This is a genomic window from Aestuariimicrobium sp. Y1814 (genome assembly GCF_050113895.1).
Classification (GTDB): domain Bacteria; phylum Actinomycetota; class Actinomycetes; order Propionibacteriales; family Propionibacteriaceae; genus Aestuariimicrobium.
Map to the genome: position 1 here is coordinate 33,901 of NZ_JBNJRW010000008.1, position 18,805 is coordinate 52,705.

The window sequence follows — 18,805 nt, forward strand, 5'->3', positions numbered from 1 at the left end:
TCCCCCGAGGGTCCGACAAAACCTGCAGAGCGCCCGACCTACTCCGCGGCCGCCTCCGCCGTCGCCGCCACCCGCTTCGCCCGGGTCTCAGGCCGCTTGGCCGTGGCAATCCAGGCCAACTGCTGCTTCTGCGCCGAAGGTGTCAGCCGGTCCCAGCCCTCCCGCGCACCGAGGGCATCCAGCGCAGCGGCCAGGTCGTCGGGGACGATGCGGTCCTCCACAGCATCCATCAGCGTCCAGTTGCCGTTGGCCTTCGCTGCGTCCACCGCCGCCGGGCCCGCGGGCTCGAGCCGACCCTCGGCCACCAGCCGGGCGACCCGCTCCTTGTTCCGCCGCGTCCAGATTCTGCCGGACCGCCGCGGCGCGAACCACATGCGGGAACGGTGCTCGTCCACGGGCTGCTGGGTCGAGTCGACCCAGCCCCACCGCAGGGCCTCGACCACGCAGTCCTCGTACGAGACCGCCCTGTCAGCGGCCTTGCGGCGTGACACCAGCCACACCCCATCGCCCCGACCATGGTGTTCGGCCAGCCAGGCAGACCACTCGTCGAGGCCCTGCGGTTCCACGTTCTCGGCATCGGCCTGCATCGGCGGGCCCCCTTTCGAGCGCCTCAGTTGATGATCTCGGCGTTGCTCTCCCGCAGCCGGGCCAGCCGGTCGCGCCACTCCTGCAGCGCTTCCGGCGTCAGCCGGGTCCAGTCGGTGACCTCCTCGGCGATGCGCAACGGCTCACGGGTCCGGTACGAGCGGGTGGGGTTCCCCGGGAACTTCTTGTCCGTCACGTTCGGGTCGTCCTCGAACGCCCCGGTCGGTTCGACCCGGTAGACCCGCGGAGCGGCGGTGCCACCGTCGAGTTCCCGTGCCAGTTCGGCGGCCAGCCCGGCACCGTCGCGCTGGGCCGTGAAGTAGACGTGGTTCATCACGACATCGGGCCGGTAGTTCGACCGGTGCCCCGCCCGCAGCAGGTCACCGACCCGCAGGTCGGCGATCGTCCCGTGGAAGAACGGTCCCTCATCGCTCACTCCGCCGCCAGCCTCGCCAGCACCCGGCGTTCGGGCAGCCGCAGTGCGGGCAGGGTGGGCAGCAGCGTCGCCGCCACCGTGATGAGCAGCGCCACCAGGAACGAGCCGACGAAGTACGCCCACGGCACCGACACCACCGGGTCGTACCCGGCCGCCGGCAGCCCGAACCAGAAGTAGGCGATCTCGACACCCACGGCCACCAACGCCGGGAACAGGGCGGTCCCGGCGATGATCCCGGCCTCGAGGATCGGCAGGACCCGCCGCTGGCTCGGCGTGGCGCCCAGCACCCCGGTCAGGGCGAGTTCGGCGTCACGCTGCTTGCTCATCATCAACAGCGACCCCACACCACCGGCCAGGGCGATCGCGAGCATGGGTCCGACCATGGTGAGCACCGGGCCCAGCCCCGCTGCCGACAGCTGGATCTCCAGCCCGGCTTTCGCCGTCGTGGCAGCGATGGTGGGCATGATGACCGTCATACCCAGCAGCAGGGCGACGGTGAACATCACCGGCGTGACCGAGCGCGCGAACCGGGTGCCGCGCCGCGACACGTTGCGGCGGGCGATCTGCCAGGTGGCGCTACGCACCGGGATGAGCCCGGTCCAGAACCGCGCCAACGGCCCGACGTACAGGTGCGCCACCGCCGACATCGCCAGCGTGCTGGTCAGCAGCACCGCGATCGCCAACTGCATGACGTTGCTGGCGGTCTCCTTGTCGCGGTACTGCGCCAGCACGGGGATCATGGCGAAGGCCGCCAGCGTGGCCACCACAGCGGCCACTGCGCCCAGCACCGGCAGGACGACCCGGGGCTTCGAGGTCGCCGACTCCGCCTGGCGCAGGGCCTCCACGGGTGGGATCCTGCTCGCCTTGCGGGCCTGCCCCCAGCCGGCCAGCAGGGCGAACCCCACGGTCAGCACATTGGTCAACAGGACCGCCCCCAGGTCACGGATCGGGGTCGGGGCCACCACGAGCATGTCCGGTTCGGTGCGGGCAGCCGCCAGCAGTTCCAGCCCGGCCCCCAGCCCGATCAGGCAGATCACGTCAGCGACCAGGGCGCAGGCGATCGTCACCGCGGCCAACTGGCCCATCACGGTGCCCGCCACCTGGCGTGGCGTCGCCCCCGCCAGTGACAGCCGCGCCAGGGCCCCGCGCCGGTAATCGACGACCAAGCCGACCGACGACGAGACGACCCCGAGCCCCACGATGCCGCCGAGCACGAAGTTGGTGATGGGCACCAGGGTGAACTCACCGGACTGCTCGAGTGCCATCTCGCCGTTGGCGACCGCCGTGAAACCACTCACGATGGTCAGCGACGAGAACACGAACACGAGGCTGAGGGTCAGGAAGACGATGCTGACGCCCAGCCAGTTCGTCCACGAGTTGCGCAACTCTGCGCGCTGGATCTTGAGCATGGTCACGCCCCCGGCGTGAGCGCGGTGAGCTGGGCGGCCACCGCCGCCGCGTCGGGGCGCGTGAGCTCCTGGACGAGGCGGCCGTCGCGCAGGAACAGCACGCGGTCGCACTCGGCGGCGACGTTGGGGTCGTGGGTGACGATCAGCGCGCACTGGCCGGGGGAGTGCGCAATCCGGCCCAGCGCCTCGAGGACGATGCCGCCCATGCGGGTGTCCAGGGCGCCGGTGGGTTCGTCGGCGAACAGGACCTTCGGCTGCTGCGCCATCACCCTGGCCAGCGCGACGCGCTGCTGCTCACCGCCGGACATCGACGACGGGCGGGCATCGCGGCGCTCATCCAGGCCCACCTGCTCGAGGGTCTCGCGGACGAGGTCCTTGGGTGGCTTGGTCCCCGCCAAAAGGTAGGGCAGCTCGACGTTCTCGGACGCGGTCAGGGTCGGCACCAGGTTGTAGCTCTGGAACATGAACCCCAACTCGGACCGACGCATCTTCGCCAGTTCTGCCCGCGAACGGCCGGCCAGGTCAACGCCGTTGACCACGACCTGTCCCTGGGTGGCGTCCTCGAGCCCCGCCAGGCAGTACATCAGGGTGGACTTGCCCGAGCCCGAGGGGCCCATGACCGCGACCATCTCGGTCTCGCGGACTTCCAGTGAGATCCCGTGGAGGATCTCCACCTGGTCCCGGCCCACCTCGTAGGACTTGTGGACGCCCGCGGCGCCGATCATGGTCTGGAGGGTGGTTGCTTGCGTGTTTGCCTCTGTCACCGTCATTGGTGGCTTCTCTCAATAGCGGGGTGGGTCCAAGCATGACAGTAACCCCTCGATGGCCCTCGCTAGGCTGGGGGGCGGAAACGCACCCACGACGAGGGGACCCTGTTATGAAACTTCTGCACATCCTCGGCCGAGTCGCACTCGGGGCACCCTTCATCGTCATGGGTTGGGGTGCGGCCACCGAGCCCGGTCCCCGCGTGAAGGCAGCCGAGGATTTCGGTGTCCCCGAGCCCGAACTCGCGGTGCGGATCAACGGTGGGGCCATGGTCGCCGGTGGCGCCGCGCTGGCGGTCGGGGTGCTGCCGCGGGCTGCCGCCACGGGGCTGGCGCTGGCGCTGGTGCCGACCACCCTGGCCGGCCACCCGTTCTGGAAGCATGACGACCCGGCGATGAAGGCGAACCATCGCATCCAGTTCCTGAAGAACCTGGCCATGGCCGGCGGACTGCTGGCCTACGCCACCCGCGACTGAATGGGGCGGTGATCTGAGGTGGGTCCAGCCCTGCTCATCATCGTCGGCCTGCTGGCACTGGTGGTCGGCGCAGAACTGCTCGTCCGCGGTGGTTCCGGGCTGGCCACCCGGCTGGGCATCCCACCCATCATCGTGGGGCTCACCGTGGTGGCCATCGGCACCTCGTTCCCCGAACTGGCGGTCGGCATCCAGGCGGCGGTGGCCGGTAGCGGCGGGCTGGCCGTGGGCAACATCGTCGGCACCAACATCGTCAACCTCCTGCTGATTCTGGGTGTCAGCGCGGTGCTCAGCCCGATCGCCGTCGAATCGCGGACGATCCGGCTCGACCTGCCCTCGATGGCGGCGGCCACGGCACTGTTCGTCGTGGTCGCGTGGGACGGACGCCTGACCCGCCTCGAGGGGATCATCCTGCTGGTCGCCGGAGTCGTCTACACCTGGGTGATCCTGCGCTCGGCCCGCAGCGAGCCCGAAGAGGTGCAGGAGGAGTACGAACACGAGTACGAAGTACCCAACGGCAAGAACTGGAAGGGGATCCTGGCCGACTCGGCGATGCTGGTGATCGGCCTGGTCATCATCGTGGTCGGCTCGGACTGGCTGGTCGACGGCGCGGTGGCCGTGGCGGTCTCGCGCGGGGTCAGCGAAGCCGTGATCGGCCTGACCATCGTCGCGATCGGCACCTCGGCGCCCGAACTGGTCACCACCGTGGTCTCCACTATCAAGGGTGAACGCGACATCGCCATCGGCAACCTGCTCGGCTCCAGCGTGTACAACCTCCTGTTCATCCTCGGCGCCACCATGGCCCTCTCGCCCGAGACGATCGGCATTCCCCGCGACGTGCTGACGATCGACCTGGTGGTGCTGGCCGTGGCCGTGGCTGCCTGCATCCCCGTGTTCCGGTCGGGCCAGCGGATCGAACGCTTCGAGGGCATCATTCTGGTGATCGCCTACCTCGCCCATCTCGCGTACCTGCTCACAGCCCGGGTCTGAGTTCTAGGCTGGTCACATGGCTCACCACAACGCCCCCGAGGACGAGGCCGAGGACTTCCTCGCGGCCTTTGCCGAACTGCCCGAAGTGCTGCAGAGCGCGGCACTCAAGATCATCAGGGCCGCCCAGGCCCTGCACGATGAACAGGCCGTCGAGACCAAGGCCGCCCTCGACGCCCTGGTGCAGCCCGGTGGAACCTTCGCCGGGGTCCCTGCCCAGTTCGTCGCCGCCGCGGCAAACGTGGTCGAGGCCCACTACGAAGAACTGCGCGCCGACAACCCCTGACGATGCTCGCACCCGCCATTGCCGCGGCCCCGACGCAATCAGCCTCGCCGTGCTCAACGCCTGGCGACTCCTGCGGCAGCTCGACTCCCGCGCACGGGCCGCGCAGCGGTAACGATTGCCGCCAGCCCTTTCCCGCCCGGTGGGAGCCGGGGAGAATGGAGGCATGGCGCAGGAGCGCGACGAGGTGCTCGAGGCACTCGTCGACCCCGAGTTTGCCGCGGCCTTCGAACGTGTCGCGGGGGAGCACCACGCCGCCATCCTCGCCCCGCTCGAGCAACGCCTGCTGTTGCTGCAGGCGAGGGGGACCCCGCTGCGGCTGGTCACCCGGTTCAGCCAGGGCGTGGCCCGGCTGCAGTTCGCCGACAACACCGCGGTCCTGATCAACTGTGACAGCCCCCGGCGGGGGATCGGCCCGCTGGGTGTCGCGGTCGCCAGGCGCCGGGCGATCCTGGTCACCGCCGTCGGGCTGGTGGACGGCCGGCTGCAGATGCGGTTGCGGTGGGACACCCACCACGTCGACGTCGACGTCCTCGGCGGCGACCAGGCCACCTGAGGCCGGCAGCACACCTCTTGACAGCCGACCCCTACCCGCAATAATCTACAACCAAATGGTTGTACATCCGAAGGACCCAGCACTCTCCGACCAGGACATCGACCGAATCTTCCGGGCACTGGCCGACGCCACCCGACGTGACATCGTCCGGCGGACACTGGTGCAGCCGATCTCGGTGTCGACCCTGGCCGCGGACTACGACATGTCGTTCGCGGCAGTACAGAAGCACGTTGCCGCCCTCGAAGCAGCTGGGCTGGTGACCAAGACGGCGCAGGGCCGTGAACGACTCGTGAGCGGCAACCCTGCAGTCATCCGCAGCGCGCAGTCCCTGCTGGACGAGTTCGAACGCATCTGGCGCGGGCGCGTCGACCGGCTCGACGCGCTCCTGGCCGAAGACCCCACCCACTGACCCCACCCACTGAAAGGCACCTAGATGCCCATCACCACCATCACCAAGGACCCCGAGAACCTCACCATGACCGTCGAGGCCGAGTTCGCCGCACCCCTGCGGCGAGTCTGGGACGCCTACGTCGACCCCCGCCAGATCGAACGCTTCTGGGGCCCGCCCGAGTGGCCGGCCACCTTCACCCGCCACGACATGGCCGCCGGCGGCCGGTCGAACTACTACATGAGCGGCCCCGACGGCGAGCGCAGCCACGGCTACTGGCAGTTCCTCGACGTGCAGCCCGGCAGGTCCTTCGAGGTGCTCGACGGCTTCGCCGGTGCCGACGGCACCCCCGACGACAGCCTGCCGAACATGCGCATGGTGTTCACCTTCGAGGAGGCCGGCGAGACAACCCGGCTGGTCACCACCACCTGGTTCAACAGTGCCGAGCAACTGCAGCAACTGGTCGACATGGGCATGGAGGAGGGCACCCGGGCAGCGATGTCGCAGATCGACCAGGTGCTGGCCGACCTGACCAGCTTCGCCCGCGACGCCGCGACCATCGCCCAGCTGATCGGCGATACCCAGGTGCGCGTCAGCCGCATCATCCGGGGAACAACCGAGCAGGTCTGGCGTGCGCACCACGAACCCGAGCTGATGAAGCAGTGGCTGCTCGGCCCCGACGGCTGGCAGATGGTCGTCTGCGAGATCGCCCGGGAAGTGGGCGATACCCACCGCACCGAATGGGTCGACGCCAATGGCGAGAACGGGTTCGGCTTCACCGGGCAGATGCTCGAGGTGCAGCCCGGGGTGCGCGAGGTGACCTCCGAGCAGATGATCGGCACCGACGGACCGCCGAGCCGCAACGAACTCACGCTGACCCCGGTCGACGGGGGCACTCTGCTGAGCCTGCTGATCACCTACCCCAGCGCCGAGGTGCGCGAGATCGTCCTGGGCACCGGCATGACCGACGGCATGGAGGCCAGCTACGCCCGGCTGGAGGCTCAACTGGCCGCCTGACCGCCCGCCCCTGCCAGACTGGTCCCCATGGACGTGTTCAGGTCAGTGCCGCTGTTCATCCTCGCCGCGCTGCTCGAGATCGGTGGGGCCTGGCTGGTCTGGCAGGGGGTGCGTGAACACAAGGGCCTGGCCTGGGTCGGGGCCGGGGTCATCGCCCTGGGCCTCTACGGCCTGGTCGCGACCCTGCAGCCCGACGCCAATTTCGGACGAATCCTGGCCGCCTATGGCGGGGTCTTCGTGGCAGGTTCGTTGCTCTGGGGGATGGTCGCCGACGGTTTCCGACCCGACCGCTGGGACATCACCGGTGCGCTGATCTGCCTGGTCGGCGTGGCGGTCATCATGTACGCGCCCCGCACGGCGTAGGGTACGCAAGTTTTGTCAGACCCTGCTGGTGGAGTGGTGCCAACACCAGCAGAAGGGTCGAAGAATCATGAATGGTGTCCTCACCAGCCTCTGGGAAGAGGTGTCCCCGCTCGAGCTTGGCAGCCTCGAGTGCTACAGCAACAATCCCCGGCAGTCCCACGACTGGGTGGCCCGCTGCTGGGAAGTCGTGGTCGAGCCCACCCTTGACGGGCACTGCGCCACCGACATCGCCCTGGCCAGGCTGGACGCCCACGCCCTGGTCGAGGTGCACAACGAGGTCGTCCGACGGCTCGACCCGAACCGGGCTTGGCAGCCCCGGCCCGGCCGGGTGGAGGGGCTCGACGACCTGCCCGACCTCGTCGTCGGTTACCTGGCCGCCGAGTACCGGCTCACCCCCTGCGCCGGCGGACGACAGGAACGTGACAGCCTGCTGGAGGGCATCCTCTACGGACGGACCCGACGCCTCGTGCGGCACCGGTCCGACTTCCTGGAGGCACAGGTGCCCCTCATCGCCGAGGCTGCCGGGGTGGGGTTCGCCGACCGAACCGCGAGGGGGGAGGACCTGCTGCGCCGCTTCCGCTGACCGGGGCCGACGGGTCAGGCGTCGCCGTTGACGACGGCGGTGAACCCGTCGGCCACCGCCTGGCAGGTGGGGGCCACCCGGTGGTCGACCTGACGCATCCGGTCGAGCATCGTGGTGCCCTTGCGGCCCTTGCTCGCCCACCAGCGCTGCATCAACTCCGGGGAGGCCTCGGGGTGGAACTGCACACCCCAGGTGTCGCCCAGTCGGAACGCGGCATTCTCGTAGGTGGCCGTGCGGGCCAGCTCGACCGCGCCGGCCGGCAGCTCGACGACGGCATCGTGGTGGGACATCGGCACCGGGCCACCGGCCACGACCGCGCCACCAAGCACGGGGTCGGCGGCGGCACCGGGCAGCCACTCCAGCTCGAAGGCACCCTCCTCGGGGCCGCGGGGGTCGGCCACTTTCACCCGACCGCCGAGTGCCTCCGCGGCCAGCTGGTGGCCCAGGCAGATGCCCAGCACCGGGATGTCGATGTCGTGCAGGTCGGCGATCAGGTCCTTGACCACCGGGATCCACTTCTCGGACCCGTGCGCGCTCGTGCGCCCGCCCAGCACCACCAGCCCGTCGCCGATGGCGTCCAGGTTCGGGACGTCCTTGGTCTCGAGGTCGATGACCGACATCCGCACCCCGCGCGGCAACCAGTCCTCGAACCTGTCCAGCGGCACGTCGGACTCCGGCTGCAGGACCGTGATGCGTGGTTTCTTGGCCATGCGGGCGATCGTATCGGCAGTGGCTGCCGCCGGTGGATGCGGTGACTAGTGTCGAGACCATGCCGATCGACGCATTCTTCGCCGAACTCACCCACGCCCTGGCCGAGCGGGCCCGCGCCCAGCGCCAGCCCTCCCTGTCGGTGGCCGCCGCGCTCGGCGGCGAGGTGGTCTGGTCGGCCGCCATCGGCGATGCGTGCCCCCTGGGGAAGCGGGCCAGGAAGCCGACGGCCACCACCCGCTACCGCATCGCCTCGATCACCAAACCCCAGGTCGCGGTCGCGGTGCTGGCGCTGGTCGAGGCCGGCACGATCGACCTGGGTGCCCCGATGCGCAGCTACCTGCCCGATGCCCCGGCAGGCGGGGCCACCGTGGCACAGTTCCTGTCGCACACCAGCGGGCTGGTGGCCGAGATTGACGGCCCCTGGTGGGAGCGGGCCGGCGGCTGCACCTGGGCACAGATCGTCGCCATGGACCTGCCCCAGGTCTGCCCACCCGGCATCACCCACCACTATTCCAACCTCGGCTACGCCGTGCTCGGTCGCCTGCTGGAGGTGGTCCATGACGTGCCATGGGACCAGGTGCTCGACGAGGTCGTCTGGCAGCCACTCGGCATGCGCCACACCGCCCGGACGCCCGGGCGCAGCCACGCCCAGGGCGTGGCCGTGCACCCCCTGCAGCCGCTGGTGCACGCCGAACCGGTGAACCCCTACCTGGCCATGGGGCCGGCCGGCGAACTGTGGTCGACCCCGAGCGACCTGGTCGTCCTCGGGTCCTTCCTCGCCGGCGTGGGTGAGGGCAGGGGAGTGCTGCGGCCCGACACCCTGGCCCTGATGCGGCACCCGGCCACCCTGGTGACCACCGCGGGCCAACCGTGGACCAGTGGGTACGGGCTCGGGCTGCGGGTGCAGAACATCGACGGGGTCGTCCAGGTGATGCACACTGGTTCGGTGCCCGGGTTCACCGCCCATCTGGTGCTGGACCCCCGCACCGGTGCCAGCATGGCGGTGTGCGGCAACTCGACCGCGTGGAACGGGGGAGCCTCGGACTGGCTGCAGGCCCTGGCCCTGCTGGCGCCACTGGCCAGCTCGTCCCCCGGGTCACCTCTGTCCCAGCAACCCGCCCTGCCCGACGGAATCCGCGCGCTGACCGGGCTGTGGTACCGGGGCCCGCGTCCCTTCCTGGTGAAGGTGCTCGACAGCGAAGTCGTGGTGCACCCCACCGACGCTCCCGGCCTGGCCTCCCACGTGCGGCCCGACGGGGACGGCCGGCTGGTCGGGACCAGCGAGGACCTGGCCTTCGGGGAGGAACTGCGCATTGACCCCGAGCACCCCGACGACCCCCGCTGGTTCATCCTGGCCGGGCTGCACCACACCCGCGAACCCTACGACCCCGACGCCATGGTGCCCGGCGGGGTGGACGAGCAGGGCTGGCGCCAGCTGCGCTGAGCCCGCCGGGGCAAGCGGAAGGCCCGCCGAGCAGGTGCTCGACGGGCCTTCCGAATGGGGGTGTTGGGTTGAGTCCGACTGTCAGAGGACGAAGCCGCCGGCGAAGCCGAGGGCGCTGGCAACCACCCAGATGATGGTGGTGTTCAGCCAGATCGAAGAAGCCGGGGGGTCAACGTGGGTCGTGCCACGGGCGTACCAGATGCGCTGGAAGACCTCACCGAGCAGGGCACCGATCCAGCCGAAGACAGCACCGACGAGCAGTGCGCCGATGGCCGAGTACCACAGGGAGTTGGTCATCTCGGTGATCTCGCTGTAGAACGCGAAGCCCTTCTCAGCCTCACCCGCGAAGATCGGGAAGAACAGCACGGCGGCCAGACCAGCGACGATGGTCACATGGTGCTGAACCGGCATGTCCCAGCCGATGATCAGGAACAAGATGATGATGGCGGAGATACCGAAGGCGAAGGTCGCGGCGCTGCCGGCCATCTCCGGGAAGTTGATGGCGAGCATCAGGGCGACACCAGCCGCAGCAAGACCAAAGAAGATACCGATCGCGGTGAACTGGGCGGGGGTCTCCTGGTAGGGCAGCCACTTGTACTCATCAGTGGTGTCCCACTTGCCCATGAAGCCACCCTTGGCCTTCTTGTCCTTGCGGAAGCGCTCGGGGTTGGTGATGGAGGCCTTGCCGGCGGCGGAGTTGCCGAAGGCCAGACGGGCGATGAGAGCGGAGATCAAAACGGTCAGGGCGACCGAGTCGGTGTGGGCACCGAACCACGGGATCTGCGACAGGCCGATCTGGAGCAGGTAGCCCAGGACACCGAAGGCGGCGCCGACCAGCAGCACCGACGGGCGGCCGAGGCCGGCCAGCGGGGAGGTGGCGTCCTTGCCGGAGGGGATGTACCCCTTGTGGGCGGCGAAGGCGGCGGCTGCTGCGCCACCGGCGAAGGCGATGTGGGGGCCGACGAACGGCCCGAAGGCGATGTAGTTGAAAGCGATGGCTGGATCCAGGCCGATGGTGGAGCCGACCGGAGTCACCACGACGCCCCAAGCGAAGAGCACGCAGAAACCAGTCAGCGCGAAGGCGAAGTTGCCACCCACTGCTGCGCCAAAGAATCCACCTGCGGCCGCGACGATCAGGCCGAGCAGGAAGATGCCAAGAGAAGCTGTGAACATCCTTGTTCCCATTCGAGACGGAGCGCCCCGAGGGGCGCCGAACGTGAAATCAGATCCACAAGCTTTGTCAGACCTGACCGAGGGGGATGCCCCTCACGGGGAAAACTAACATGCCCCACGTTCGATTCACCAGAGGGGCTCGGTAAATGGCGGGCTGTGTCGCCCCTAGTCGGACACCGTTTGCACACTTGTCTAGTCAGGACTGGCCAAGCGAGCACATGCGTGCGCGTCGGTGTGGCAGCTTCCCAATGCCGCACTCGGTGTGCTCATCGGTGACACTGTCTTGATGTCATCATAGTTTGCCGATCAAGCGCCGTAGGCTGGAGCCATGTCAGACAACGACCAGGTGGCCGCCGAACACTCCCAAGGTGGGGTCTACTCCAGCAAGGGCAAGGAGTTCGCCAGGGACACGAACTACATCACCACGCGCATCGTCGCCGACCCCACGCCGGGTGCCGACGAGTACCCCGTTGAGCCCGGCCGCTACCGACTGGTCGCGGCCCGCGCCTGCCCCTGGGCCAACCGGACGATCATCGTCCGGCGACTGCTCGGCCTCGAGGACGTCATCTCGTTGGGCCTGCCCGGCCCCACCCACGACGCCGACTCCTGGACCTTCGACCTCGACCCGGGCGGCGTCGACCCGGTGCTCGGCATCCACAAGCTGAAGGACGCCTACGAGAAGCGCTTCCCCGGCTACCCCCGGGGCATCACGGTGCCGGCGGTCGTGGAGGAGGCCACCGGTGAGGTGGTCACCAACGACTTCGCCCAGATCACCCTCGACTTCAGCACCGAATGGACCCAGTTCCACCGCGAGGGGGCGCCGGACCTGTGGCCCGTGCACCTGCGCGACGAGATGGCGCCGATCATGAAGCGCATCTACACCGAGGTGAACAACGGGGTCTACCGCTGCGGCTTCGCCGGCACCCAGGAGGCCTACGAGGCCGCCCACGAACGCCTCTGGGTCGCCCTCGACTGGCTCGAGGAGCACCTGGCCGACCGGCGCTACCTGATGGGACCGCACATCACCGAGGCAGACGTGCGCCTGTTCACCACCCTGGTGCGGTTCGACCCGGTCTACCACGGCCACTTCAAGTGCAACCGCCAGAAGCTGGCCGAGATGCCGGTGCTGTGGGCCTACGCCCGCGACCTGTTCCAGACCCCCGGCTTCGGCGACACCGTCGACTTCGAACAGATCAAGCAGCACTACTACATCGTCCACACCGACATCAACCCCAGCCAGATCGTCCCGGTCGGCCCCGACCTGTCGAACTGGCTCACCCCCCACGGACGAGAAGCGCTCAGCGACGACCCCTGGGGTGGCGGCACCGCCCCCGAGCCCGCCTGAGCAAGCCGGGGATCAGGCGCGGGTGCCCGGCAGGTCGCCGAACAGCACGCCCGGTTCGTCCCGCAGTGCCTGCTCGAGTCGTTCGACGTAGCCGACCTGCATCGGCGGCAGGTCGTCCAGGTCGAACCAGGCCGCGGCCACCGACTCGTCGTCGCCGGGGGTGGCCTCGCCAGAGACGTAGCGCATCAGGAAGGTGTGGTTGATGTACTCGGCCTGGTCGCCGTTGACGTAGGTGACCATCGGGTAGGTCTTCACCCAGGTCAGCCGCACGATCTCGGCGACCACACAGGTCTCCTCCAGGACCTCGCGCAGCGCTGCCTCGTGCACCTGCTGGCCGGGCTCCACGATGCCCGAGACCGCGGTCCATTCGTGGGTGTCACTGCGCTGGACGAGCAGCACCTGCTGGCGCCCCTCGTGTTCCCGCAGCACGATTGCGGTCACCCCGAACAGGAACAGGGGTGCATGCCCGATCGTGGCGCGCAGGTCCAGGATGAACTGTGGGGTGGGGCTCACGCGTGGACCACCTGGCCGTCCCAGCCGTACATGGTGCGCACCCGCAGCGCGGCACCGGGGGCCTGCGCGAAGCCGACCCGGTAGCTCAGCACCTGGCCGGGGCCGAGCTGGCCCGGGTTCTCGTCGGCGGGGACGATCTGGTTGGCCGGGTCGTAGATCCGGGTGGCCTCGGTGCCGCCGGCCGACGCGTCGTGGCCCACGATGCCGATGTCGATGGCCGTCGAGCTGGAGTTCTGCAGGGTGACGTTCACCCACACGTACCGCTGCCCGGCGGGCACGTCGGCCTGGCTGGTGGGGGTGAAGGTGGTCGGGCTGGTCACATTGACCTTCAACCCGCTCGGGAACTGGAACGGCTGGCCGAAGGCCGCCGTGCCGCTGGGCACACCGTCCTCATTGGTGCCGGTGGCGCTGGCAGTGCCCAGCGCAGAAGTCGCCGGGATCGTCCCGGTGGCCGAGGGGGTGCCGTTGGGTTCGGCGGGCACCGTCGGCCGGGTCGCCACCGGGCTGGTGGCAGTGGCGGGGAGGCTGCTCGGCGCCGAGCTGGTGGGGTGCGGTGTGGCCGAGGTCGACTCGGGCACGGCCACCGAGGCCGAGGGCCCGGCGCTGGTCACCACGGGTTCGGCGGTCTGCCCCTCGTCGTTGCTGCAGCCGACCAGCAACAGGGCGACAAGCAACGGGGCGACCAGGGCGGCGCCGACGAACCGGCTGCGGGCTGTAGTCACGGCTGTCCTCCTGGGCTGGGTGCGTCATTCAAGTGTGGCACGCTGGGGACATGGCTAACATTCTGCGTCGCGGCGAACCCACCACCACCTCCGGCGAGCTGCCCCCGGTCGGCTCCCCGGCCCCCGCATTCGATGTGGCATCCACCGGTGATGTCCGGCTGACGCCCTCCACCTGGACCGGCACCCGCGTGGTGCTCAACATCTTCCCCAACATCGAGACCGGCGTGTGCCAGACCAGCGTGCGCACCTTCAACGAGCGGGCCAGCTCCCTGAGCGACACCGTGGTGGTGTGCCTCAGCAATGACGAACTCGAGACCCTGGCCGGCTTCTGCGCCGCCGAGGGCCTGGACAATGTCGTGGTCGCCTCCGCCAAGGGCACCAGCTTCGGCGACGACTACGGGCTGACCATCCTCGACGGCCCGCTGGCCGACCGACTGGCCCGCGCCATCGTCGTCATCTCCGCCGACGGCACCGTGTCGCACACCGAACTCGTGCCCGAGATCGCCCAGGAACCCGACTACGAGGCTGCCCTGTCGGCCCTGTGAACCACCCCTAGACTGGCGCCATGAGGAGCACCGTCTTCCACCTCGAGGTCAACGGCCAGGGCATGGGCATCCACCACTGGATCCCCGACACGGACCCACGCGGGATCGTCCAGATCTCCCATGGCATGGCTGAGCACGGTGGTCGCTACGACGGCCTGGCCCGGGCACTCACCGAGCAGGGCTGGGTCGTCATCGCCGGCGATCACCGTGGTCACGGTCGCACGGCGGCGGCCGCGGCGCCGGCCACCCAGGCCGCGGCCGACCCGCTGGGCAACCTCGGCCACTTCGCCGACAAGCTCGGGTGGAGCAAGGTCGTCGAGGACCTGCGCGCGGTGGCGCTGCATGCCGCCGTGCTGCACCCCGGCCTGCCCACGGTGCTGCTCGGGCACAGCATGGGGTCCCTGCTGGCCCGTGACTACGCCTCCCAGTGGGCCCACGACCTGGACGGGTTGGTGCTCAGCGGCACCCCTCGTCCGCAGGGCCTGATCGGGTCGGCCGCCAAGCAGTTCGCGAAGGCCCAGGTGCGAGCCCGTGGCCCCCGCAGCCGGGCGAACCGGCTCGACCGGATGAACTTCGGCGCCTACAACAACCAGTTCAAGCCCGCCCGCACCGACTTCGACTGGCTCAGCCGCGACGAGGCCGAGGTCGACGCCTACATCGCCGACCCCGCCTGCGGTTTCGTGTGCACCAGCGCCCTCTATGTCGACCTGATCGGCGGGCTGGAACGGGTCAACTCCAAGAAGGTCGTCAAGAACACCGGCAAGAAGCTGCCGGTGCTGCTGCAGACCGGCTCGCTCGACCCGGTCGGCGGTGAACGGGCCGCCACCGCCCTCAAGGGGCTCTACCGCAGCATCGGCAACAAGCACGTCACGCTCAAGACCTACTCCGGGGCGCGCCACGAGGTCTACCACGAGACCAACCGGGCAGAGGTGTTCGCCGACCTGCTCACCTGGCTCGACGCCCTGGGCGGGCGTCGCAAGAAGTGACCCGCATCGTCGGCACCCCCCGCCCGCTCGACCGTGCCCTGCAGGAATGGGAACCCACCGGCGTGCCGCTCGGGGTGCCTGACGACGCCTGGCAGGCGCTGGCCGGGGTCGGTTCCTGCGTGGTGGTGACCGGCGCCGGGGTCTCCACCGACTCCGGTGTGCCCGACTACCGCGGACGAGGGGCCCAGCGCGGCACCCCCATGCAACTGGCCGACTTCGTCTCCAGCGAAACCAACCGGCGGCGCTACTGGGCCCGCGGCTACCAGGGCTGGGCGGCGATGGGGGTCGCGGCCCCCAACCGGGGCCACGCCGCGATCGCTGCCTGGGAGGACGCCGGGTGGCCCTGCGAACTGACCGGTCTGATCACCCAGAACGTCGACGGGCTGCACCTGCAGGCCGGCAGTCACCGGGTGGTCGAACTGCACGGCAGCATCCACGACGTGCGCTGCCTCGACTGCGACGAGGTGACCAGCCGCCAGCTGATGCAGGACCGGATGGCGCTGGCCAACCCGCACGTGCGCACCGTCACCTGGCGTGGCCACCCCGAGTTGCGGCCCGACGGTGATGCCGTGGTCGACGACTGGCACGACTTCGTCGTCCCCGCCTGCGAATCCTGCGGGGGAGTGCTGAAACCGGACGTGGTCTTCTTCGGCGAAACGGTGCCCCGCTCCCGGGTGGAACGGGCCCGCGACTGGGTGGAGCGGACCGAGGCGGTGCTGGTCGCCGGGAGTTCCCTGTCAGTGATGTCGGGGCTGCGGTTCGTCCGTCAGGCGGCCGCCCGGGGACTGCCGATCATCATCATCAACCACGGCGCCACCCGCGGGGACGACCTGGCGAGCGTGCGACTCGACGGTTCGGTCAGTAACCTGCTCGAAGGGTTGGTCGGCGCCGGAACCCCTCGCCACGGCGCAGGTGGCCGATGAGCAGGCAGAGCAGGTAGATCAGGAACGAGACGGTGGTGACGTAGGGGCTGATCGGCAACCCGGGCCCCAGGGACAGCAGGATGCCGCCCACTGCCGAGGTCACCGCGAACACCACCGACAGCGCCGCCAGCGCCACCGGGTTCGAGGTCACCCGTGCCGCGGCCGCCGTGGGGGTGATCAGCAGCGAGAGCACCAGCAGTGCCCCGACCAGCTGCACCGCCATCGCGGTGGTCAACCCCAGCACGACCATGAACGCGATCGACAGCAGCCGCAGCGGCACCCCGCGGGCCATGGCGACCTCCGGGTCGACCGAGGCGAAGAACAGGGGCCGCCACATGATCGCCAACGACACCGCCACGATCACCGCGACCACCGACAGGGTCACCAGCTGGGCATCGTCGACGGCCACGATCTGGCCGGTCAACAGCCCGAACTTGTTCGAGGAGCGGCCCTTGTACAGCGACAGGAACAGCACCCCGAGGCCCAGACCGAAGGGCAGGAAGATGCCGATGGCGGCATTGCGTTCACGCGAGCGGGCGCCCAACAGGCCCAGCAGCAGCGCCGCCAGGACCGAGCCCACGATCGCACCGTGGGCGACATTGAAGCCCAAGTACAGCGCGGCGGCCGCCCCGGCGAAGGACAACTCACTGGTGCCGTGCACCGCGAAGGACAGGTCGCGGGCGTGGATCATCGGCCCGATCAACCCGGCGATCACACCCAGGATCAGTCCGGCCACCAGGGACCCCTGCACCAGGGGCACCAGCGCGGTGAAGTTGTCGAAGTTGATGATGGCATTCACGAGAACGGCACCTCCTCGGAATGGTCGTGATGGTGGTCATGGGCGTGGTCGTGGTGCGGCTCCTCCTCGGCGCCGAACACCAGCACGCGGTCCCGGTGCCGGATCACCTCGATCGAGGAGCCGTACAACTCGCTGAGCGAGGCGCTGGTGATCACCTCGTCGGGCGGGCCGACGCGGGCGCGGCCGTTGGCGAAGTAGATCACCCGGTCGACCACCGGCATGATCGGGTTGATCTCGTGGGTCACGAACAGCACCGCGATCCGGTGCTCGCGCCGCATGCGGTCGATCAGGTCGGTGACGGCCTGCTGGTGGGCCAGGTCGAGGCTGAGCAGCGGTTCGTCACACAGCAGCACGTCGGGTCGGGTGACCAACGCCTGGGCGATCCGCAGCCGCTGCTGCTCACCCCCGGACAGCATCCCGATGGGTTCGTCGGCGTAGGCGGTGGCCCCCACCATCTCGAGCGCTTCGTCCACCTGGCGGCGCCGCGAGCGGCTCGGCAGGGCCACGCCCCACCGGTCGCCGTCCAGGCCGAAGCGGACGAGGTCGCGCCCGCGGATCGCGGCCCGGTTGTCGAGGCTCTTCTGCTGGGGGACGTAGCCGATGCGCCGCGACCCCACCCGGATCGGCTCACCGCCGACCCTGGCCTGGCCATGGGCAAGCGGCACCTGGCCGAGCAGCACCCGCAGCAGGGTCGTCTTGCCGACGCCATTGGGGCCCAGCACGGCGACGAACTCACCGCGGGCGATGTCGATGTCCAGGTGGTCCCACAGCGGGCGGCCACCGAAGGCGACGCAGGCATTGCTCAGGGACACCGCAGGCTGGGACTCGTCCCGGTCGGGGTTCGTGATGGCGGCGTTCACTCGGTCAGGCTATCGACTGCGGCACCGATGAACGAGACGTAGTCGGTGGTGCCTTCGGGGAAGGTCTCGTAGACCTTGATGACCTTCGCCCCGGTCTCGTTGGCCCGCTGGACCAGGCGGTTCGAGACGGCGTCCTCGGTCTGCCCGTTGACGATCAGCACTTGTGCCTCGGTGCCGATCAGCTGCCGGGTTGCCTCGATCACGGCCACCGAGGGGCCGGACTCGGCCTCCGACTGGCGGATGTAGTCGGCGGGGGTGACATCGGTCAGCCCGAGGTCGTCGAGCAGGTACTCGGCCACCGACTCGGTGCTGACCACCTTTGCGCCGCCGTTGGCCGCCGCCCAGTCGGTGGCGCGCTTGCGCAGCGCCTCGAGTTCGGCGACCAGGTTGTCGGCGTTGCTGGTGTAGGTCTGGGCCTGCGCCGGGTTCACCTCACCCAGCGCAGTGGCCACCTGGCGCGCCACCGCCATGGCGGTGTCGAGGTCGTAGAAGACGTGTTCATTGGCGCCCTCGGGGTACTCGCTGAGGACGAAGGCGTTGACGACGCTCGGGTCGTTGTCGACCGACTCGAGCAGGGGCTGGGCCCAGGCGTCGTAACCGCCGCCGTTGACCACGACCACGGCGGCCTGGGAGACCAGCAGCTTGTCCTGCGCGGTGGCCTCGTAGTCGTGCGGGTCCTGGTCGGGGCTGGAGATGGATGCCGTCACCTTCGCCGCGTCACCGCCGACTGCCTCGGCGATCGAGCCCCACACGATGGTCGTGGCGAACACGGTCGGGACGTCGGGGTCGGTGGCGCCGCCGTTGCTGCTGCAGCCGGCCGCGACCAGGGTGGCGGCGGCCAGGCCGAACAGGCCGCGGCGGGTGATCTGGGTGGTCATTCAGCATCCTCCACAAAGGTTGATAACGATTATCATATGAGCCGGTTTCCGCTCTGCCAAAT

24 protein-coding genes are annotated in these 18,805 nt (G+C 69.5%); 13 read left to right on the forward strand and 11 right to left on the reverse strand.

From position 1 onward, the window contains the following. Nucleotides 1-38: 38 nt before the first annotated feature. The 4 genes from ACQE3C_RS10290 to ACQE3C_RS10305 are packed head-to-tail and all read right to left on the reverse strand — an operon-like array spanning nucleotide 39 to nucleotide 3,155. The gene (locus ACQE3C_RS10290) at nucleotides 39-587 is read right to left on the reverse strand and encodes a YdeI/OmpD-associated family protein (protein WP_434539095.1); all 549 of its coding nucleotides are present in this window, start codon (nucleotides 585-587) and stop codon (nucleotides 39-41) included. Nucleotides 588-610: 23 nt separating this feature from the next. After that, nucleotides 611-1,021, reverse strand: a complete 411-nt coding sequence (gene arr, locus ACQE3C_RS10295) for an NAD(+)--rifampin ADP-ribosyltransferase (RefSeq protein ID WP_434539096.1) — start codon at nucleotides 1,019-1,021, stop codon at nucleotides 611-613. After that, entirely contained in the window at nucleotides 1,018-2,430 is a 1,413-nt protein-coding gene (locus tag ACQE3C_RS10300; protein WP_434539219.1) for an FtsX-like permease family protein, read from the reverse strand. The genes arr and ACQE3C_RS10300 overlap by 4 nt, the downstream gene beginning before the upstream one ends. A 2-nt stretch (nucleotides 2,431-2,432) precedes the next feature. Further along, nucleotides 2,433-3,155 (reverse strand): ABC transporter ATP-binding protein, encoded by a 723-nt coding sequence (locus tag ACQE3C_RS10305; protein WP_434539097.1) that lies wholly within the window; start codon nucleotides 3,153-3,155, stop codon nucleotides 2,433-2,435. 152 nt (nucleotides 3,156-3,307) lie between these two features. Between ACQE3C_RS10305 and ACQE3C_RS10310 the strand changes: the two genes are divergently transcribed. The 8 genes from ACQE3C_RS10310 (at nucleotide 3,308) to ACQE3C_RS10345 (ending at nucleotide 7,844) form a co-directional block, all read left to right on the forward strand. Further along, nucleotides 3,308-3,670 (forward strand): DoxX family membrane protein, encoded by a 363-nt coding sequence (locus ACQE3C_RS10310; RefSeq protein ID WP_434539098.1) that lies wholly within the window; start codon nucleotides 3,308-3,310, stop codon nucleotides 3,668-3,670. An 18-nt stretch (nucleotides 3,671-3,688) separates the two neighbouring features. After that, a complete protein-coding gene (locus tag ACQE3C_RS10315; RefSeq protein WP_434539099.1) occupies nucleotides 3,689-4,657 on the forward strand; it encodes a calcium/sodium antiporter in 969 nt (322 codons plus the stop codon). Between the two features lie 16 nt (nucleotides 4,658-4,673). After that, nucleotides 4,674-4,940, forward strand: coding sequence for a hypothetical protein (locus ACQE3C_RS10320; RefSeq protein WP_434539100.1), 267 nt, complete (start codon nucleotides 4,674-4,676; stop codon nucleotides 4,938-4,940). A 163-nt stretch (nucleotides 4,941-5,103) separates the two neighbouring features. Further along, a complete protein-coding gene (locus ACQE3C_RS10325; protein ID WP_434539101.1) occupies nucleotides 5,104-5,493 on the forward strand; it encodes a hypothetical protein in 390 nt (129 codons plus the stop codon). A 55-nt stretch (nucleotides 5,494-5,548) separates the two neighbouring features. Further along, entirely contained in the window at nucleotides 5,549-5,902 is a 354-nt protein-coding gene (locus ACQE3C_RS10330) for an ArsR/SmtB family transcription factor (RefSeq protein ID WP_434539102.1), read from the forward strand. A gap of 24 nt (nucleotides 5,903-5,926) precedes the next feature. Beyond that, nucleotides 5,927-6,898, forward strand: a complete 972-nt coding sequence (locus ACQE3C_RS10335) for an SRPBCC family protein (protein ID WP_434539103.1) — start codon at nucleotides 5,927-5,929, stop codon at nucleotides 6,896-6,898. 27 nt (nucleotides 6,899-6,925) lie between these two features. Next, nucleotides 6,926-7,261, forward strand: coding sequence for a YnfA family protein (locus ACQE3C_RS10340; RefSeq protein WP_434539104.1), 336 nt, complete (start codon nucleotides 6,926-6,928; stop codon nucleotides 7,259-7,261). Between the two features lie 67 nt (nucleotides 7,262-7,328). Continuing rightward, the gene (locus tag ACQE3C_RS10345; protein WP_434539105.1) at nucleotides 7,329-7,844 is read left to right on the forward strand and encodes a hypothetical protein; all 516 of its coding nucleotides are present in this window, start codon (nucleotides 7,329-7,331) and stop codon (nucleotides 7,842-7,844) included. Nucleotides 7,845-7,858: 14 nt separating this feature from the next. Here the strand turns inward: ACQE3C_RS10345 and ACQE3C_RS10350 are convergent, their stop codons facing one another. Further along, nucleotides 7,859-8,554: a type 1 glutamine amidotransferase gene (locus ACQE3C_RS10350; protein WP_434539106.1), complete on the reverse strand. Its 696-nt coding sequence runs from the start codon at nucleotides 8,552-8,554 to the stop codon at nucleotides 7,859-7,861. Between the two features lie 59 nt (nucleotides 8,555-8,613). On the opposite strand from ACQE3C_RS10350, the gene ACQE3C_RS10355 reads away from it, so the two are divergent. Then, nucleotides 8,614-9,999: a serine hydrolase domain-containing protein gene (locus ACQE3C_RS10355; protein WP_434539107.1), complete on the forward strand. Its 1,386-nt coding sequence runs from the start codon at nucleotides 8,614-8,616 to the stop codon at nucleotides 9,997-9,999. 81 nt (nucleotides 10,000-10,080) lie between these two features. On the opposite strand, the gene ACQE3C_RS10360 is transcribed toward ACQE3C_RS10355, so the two are convergent. Then, on the reverse strand, nucleotides 10,081-11,172 hold the full coding sequence (locus ACQE3C_RS10360) for a hypothetical protein (RefSeq protein ID WP_434539108.1): 1,092 nt from the start codon (nucleotides 11,170-11,172) through the stop codon (nucleotides 10,081-10,083). Between the two features lie 328 nt (nucleotides 11,173-11,500). Here ACQE3C_RS10360 and ACQE3C_RS10365 point away from each other — a divergent pair, with 328 nt between their 5' ends. Beyond that, a complete protein-coding gene (locus ACQE3C_RS10365) occupies nucleotides 11,501-12,517 on the forward strand; it encodes a glutathione S-transferase family protein (protein ID WP_434539109.1) in 1,017 nt (338 codons plus the stop codon). Nucleotides 12,518-12,529: 12 nt separating this feature from the next. Here ACQE3C_RS10365 and ACQE3C_RS10370 read toward each other — a convergent pair whose 3' ends face one another. After that, nucleotides 12,530-13,030: an NUDIX hydrolase gene (locus tag ACQE3C_RS10370; RefSeq protein ID WP_434539110.1), complete on the reverse strand. Its 501-nt coding sequence runs from the start codon at nucleotides 13,028-13,030 to the stop codon at nucleotides 12,530-12,532. Continuing rightward, a complete protein-coding gene (locus tag ACQE3C_RS10375) occupies nucleotides 13,027-13,752 on the reverse strand; it encodes a hypothetical protein (protein WP_434539111.1) in 726 nt (241 codons plus the stop codon). The genes ACQE3C_RS10370 and ACQE3C_RS10375 overlap by 4 nt, the downstream gene beginning before the upstream one ends. Before the next feature lie 50 nt (nucleotides 13,753-13,802). Here ACQE3C_RS10375 and tpx point away from each other — a divergent pair, with 50 nt between their 5' ends. From tpx to ACQE3C_RS10390, 3 genes are read left to right on the forward strand one after another with little or no spacing between them, the layout of a single operon-like run. Beyond that, nucleotides 13,803-14,297, forward strand: coding sequence for a thiol peroxidase (tpx, locus tag ACQE3C_RS10380; protein ID WP_434539112.1), 495 nt, complete (start codon nucleotides 13,803-13,805; stop codon nucleotides 14,295-14,297). A gap of 20 nt (nucleotides 14,298-14,317) precedes the next feature. Further along, nucleotides 14,318-15,283 (forward strand): alpha/beta fold hydrolase, encoded by a 966-nt coding sequence (locus ACQE3C_RS10385; protein WP_434539113.1) that lies wholly within the window; start codon nucleotides 14,318-14,320, stop codon nucleotides 15,281-15,283. Further along, a complete protein-coding gene (locus ACQE3C_RS10390) occupies nucleotides 15,280-16,206 on the forward strand; it encodes a Sir2 family NAD-dependent protein deacetylase (protein ID WP_434539114.1) in 927 nt (308 codons plus the stop codon). The genes ACQE3C_RS10385 and ACQE3C_RS10390 overlap by 4 nt, the downstream gene beginning before the upstream one ends. Here the strand turns inward: ACQE3C_RS10390 and ACQE3C_RS10395 are convergent. Genes ACQE3C_RS10395 through ACQE3C_RS10405 form a run of 3 tightly spaced genes read right to left on the reverse strand, consistent with a single transcriptional unit; the run spans nucleotide 16,142 to nucleotide 18,743 of the window. Continuing rightward, nucleotides 16,142-17,005, reverse strand: a complete 864-nt coding sequence (locus ACQE3C_RS10395) for a metal ABC transporter permease (RefSeq protein WP_434539115.1) — start codon at nucleotides 17,003-17,005, stop codon at nucleotides 16,142-16,144. The two genes, ACQE3C_RS10390 and ACQE3C_RS10395, sit on opposite strands and share 65 nt — an antisense overlap. Next, nucleotides 17,002-17,865 (reverse strand): metal ABC transporter ATP-binding protein, encoded by an 864-nt coding sequence (locus ACQE3C_RS10400; RefSeq protein WP_434539116.1) that lies wholly within the window; start codon nucleotides 17,863-17,865, stop codon nucleotides 17,002-17,004. Before ACQE3C_RS10400 ends, ACQE3C_RS10395 begins: the two co-directional genes overlap by 4 nt. Then, on the reverse strand, nucleotides 17,862-18,743 hold the full coding sequence (locus ACQE3C_RS10405; protein ID WP_434539117.1) for a metal ABC transporter solute-binding protein, Zn/Mn family: 882 nt from the start codon (nucleotides 18,741-18,743) through the stop codon (nucleotides 17,862-17,864). The genes ACQE3C_RS10400 and ACQE3C_RS10405 overlap by 4 nt, the downstream gene beginning before the upstream one ends. Between the last annotated feature and the right edge of the window lie 62 nt (nucleotides 18,744-18,805).

Coding starts and splice junctions, on each gene's coding strand:
- ACQE3C_RS10290 (WP_434539095.1), bottom strand. CDS start 587: ATGCAGGCCGATGCCGAGAACGTGGAACCGCAGGGCCTCGACGAGTGG.
- ACQE3C_RS10300 (WP_434539219.1), bottom strand. CDS start 2,430: ATGCTCAAGATCCAGCGCGCAGAGTTGCGCAACTCGTGGACGAACTGG.
- ACQE3C_RS10305 (WP_434539097.1), bottom strand. CDS start 3,155: ATGATCGGCGCCGCGGGCGTCCACAAGTCCTACGAGGTGGGCCGGGAC.
- ACQE3C_RS10310 (WP_434539098.1), top strand. CDS start 3,308: ATGAAACTTCTGCACATCCTCGGCCGAGTCGCACTCGGGGCACCCTTC.
- ACQE3C_RS10320 (WP_434539100.1), top strand. CDS start 4,674: ATGGCTCACCACAACGCCCCCGAGGACGAGGCCGAGGACTTCCTCGCG.
- ACQE3C_RS10325 (WP_434539101.1), top strand. CDS start 5,104: ATGGCGCAGGAGCGCGACGAGGTGCTCGAGGCACTCGTCGACCCCGAG.
- ACQE3C_RS10330 (WP_434539102.1), top strand. CDS start 5,549: ATGGTTGTACATCCGAAGGACCCAGCACTCTCCGACCAGGACATCGAC.
- ACQE3C_RS10335 (WP_434539103.1), top strand. CDS start 5,927: ATGCCCATCACCACCATCACCAAGGACCCCGAGAACCTCACCATGACC.
- ACQE3C_RS10340 (WP_434539104.1), top strand. CDS start 6,926: ATGGACGTGTTCAGGTCAGTGCCGCTGTTCATCCTCGCCGCGCTGCTC.
- ACQE3C_RS10345 (WP_434539105.1), top strand. CDS start 7,329: ATGAATGGTGTCCTCACCAGCCTCTGGGAAGAGGTGTCCCCGCTCGAG.
- ACQE3C_RS10350 (WP_434539106.1), bottom strand. CDS start 8,554: ATGGCCAAGAAACCACGCATCACGGTCCTGCAGCCGGAGTCCGACGTG.
- ACQE3C_RS10355 (WP_434539107.1), top strand. CDS start 8,614: ATGCCGATCGACGCATTCTTCGCCGAACTCACCCACGCCCTGGCCGAG.
- ACQE3C_RS10360 (WP_434539108.1), bottom strand. CDS start 11,172: ATGTTCACAGCTTCTCTTGGCATCTTCCTGCTCGGCCTGATCGTCGCG.
- ACQE3C_RS10365 (WP_434539109.1), top strand. CDS start 11,501: ATGTCAGACAACGACCAGGTGGCCGCCGAACACTCCCAAGGTGGGGTC.
- tpx (WP_434539112.1), top strand. CDS start 13,803: ATGGCTAACATTCTGCGTCGCGGCGAACCCACCACCACCTCCGGCGAG.
- ACQE3C_RS10385 (WP_434539113.1), top strand. CDS start 14,318: ATGAGGAGCACCGTCTTCCACCTCGAGGTCAACGGCCAGGGCATGGGC.
- ACQE3C_RS10405 (WP_434539117.1), bottom strand. CDS start 18,743: ATGACCACCCAGATCACCCGCCGCGGCCTGTTCGGCCTGGCCGCCGCC.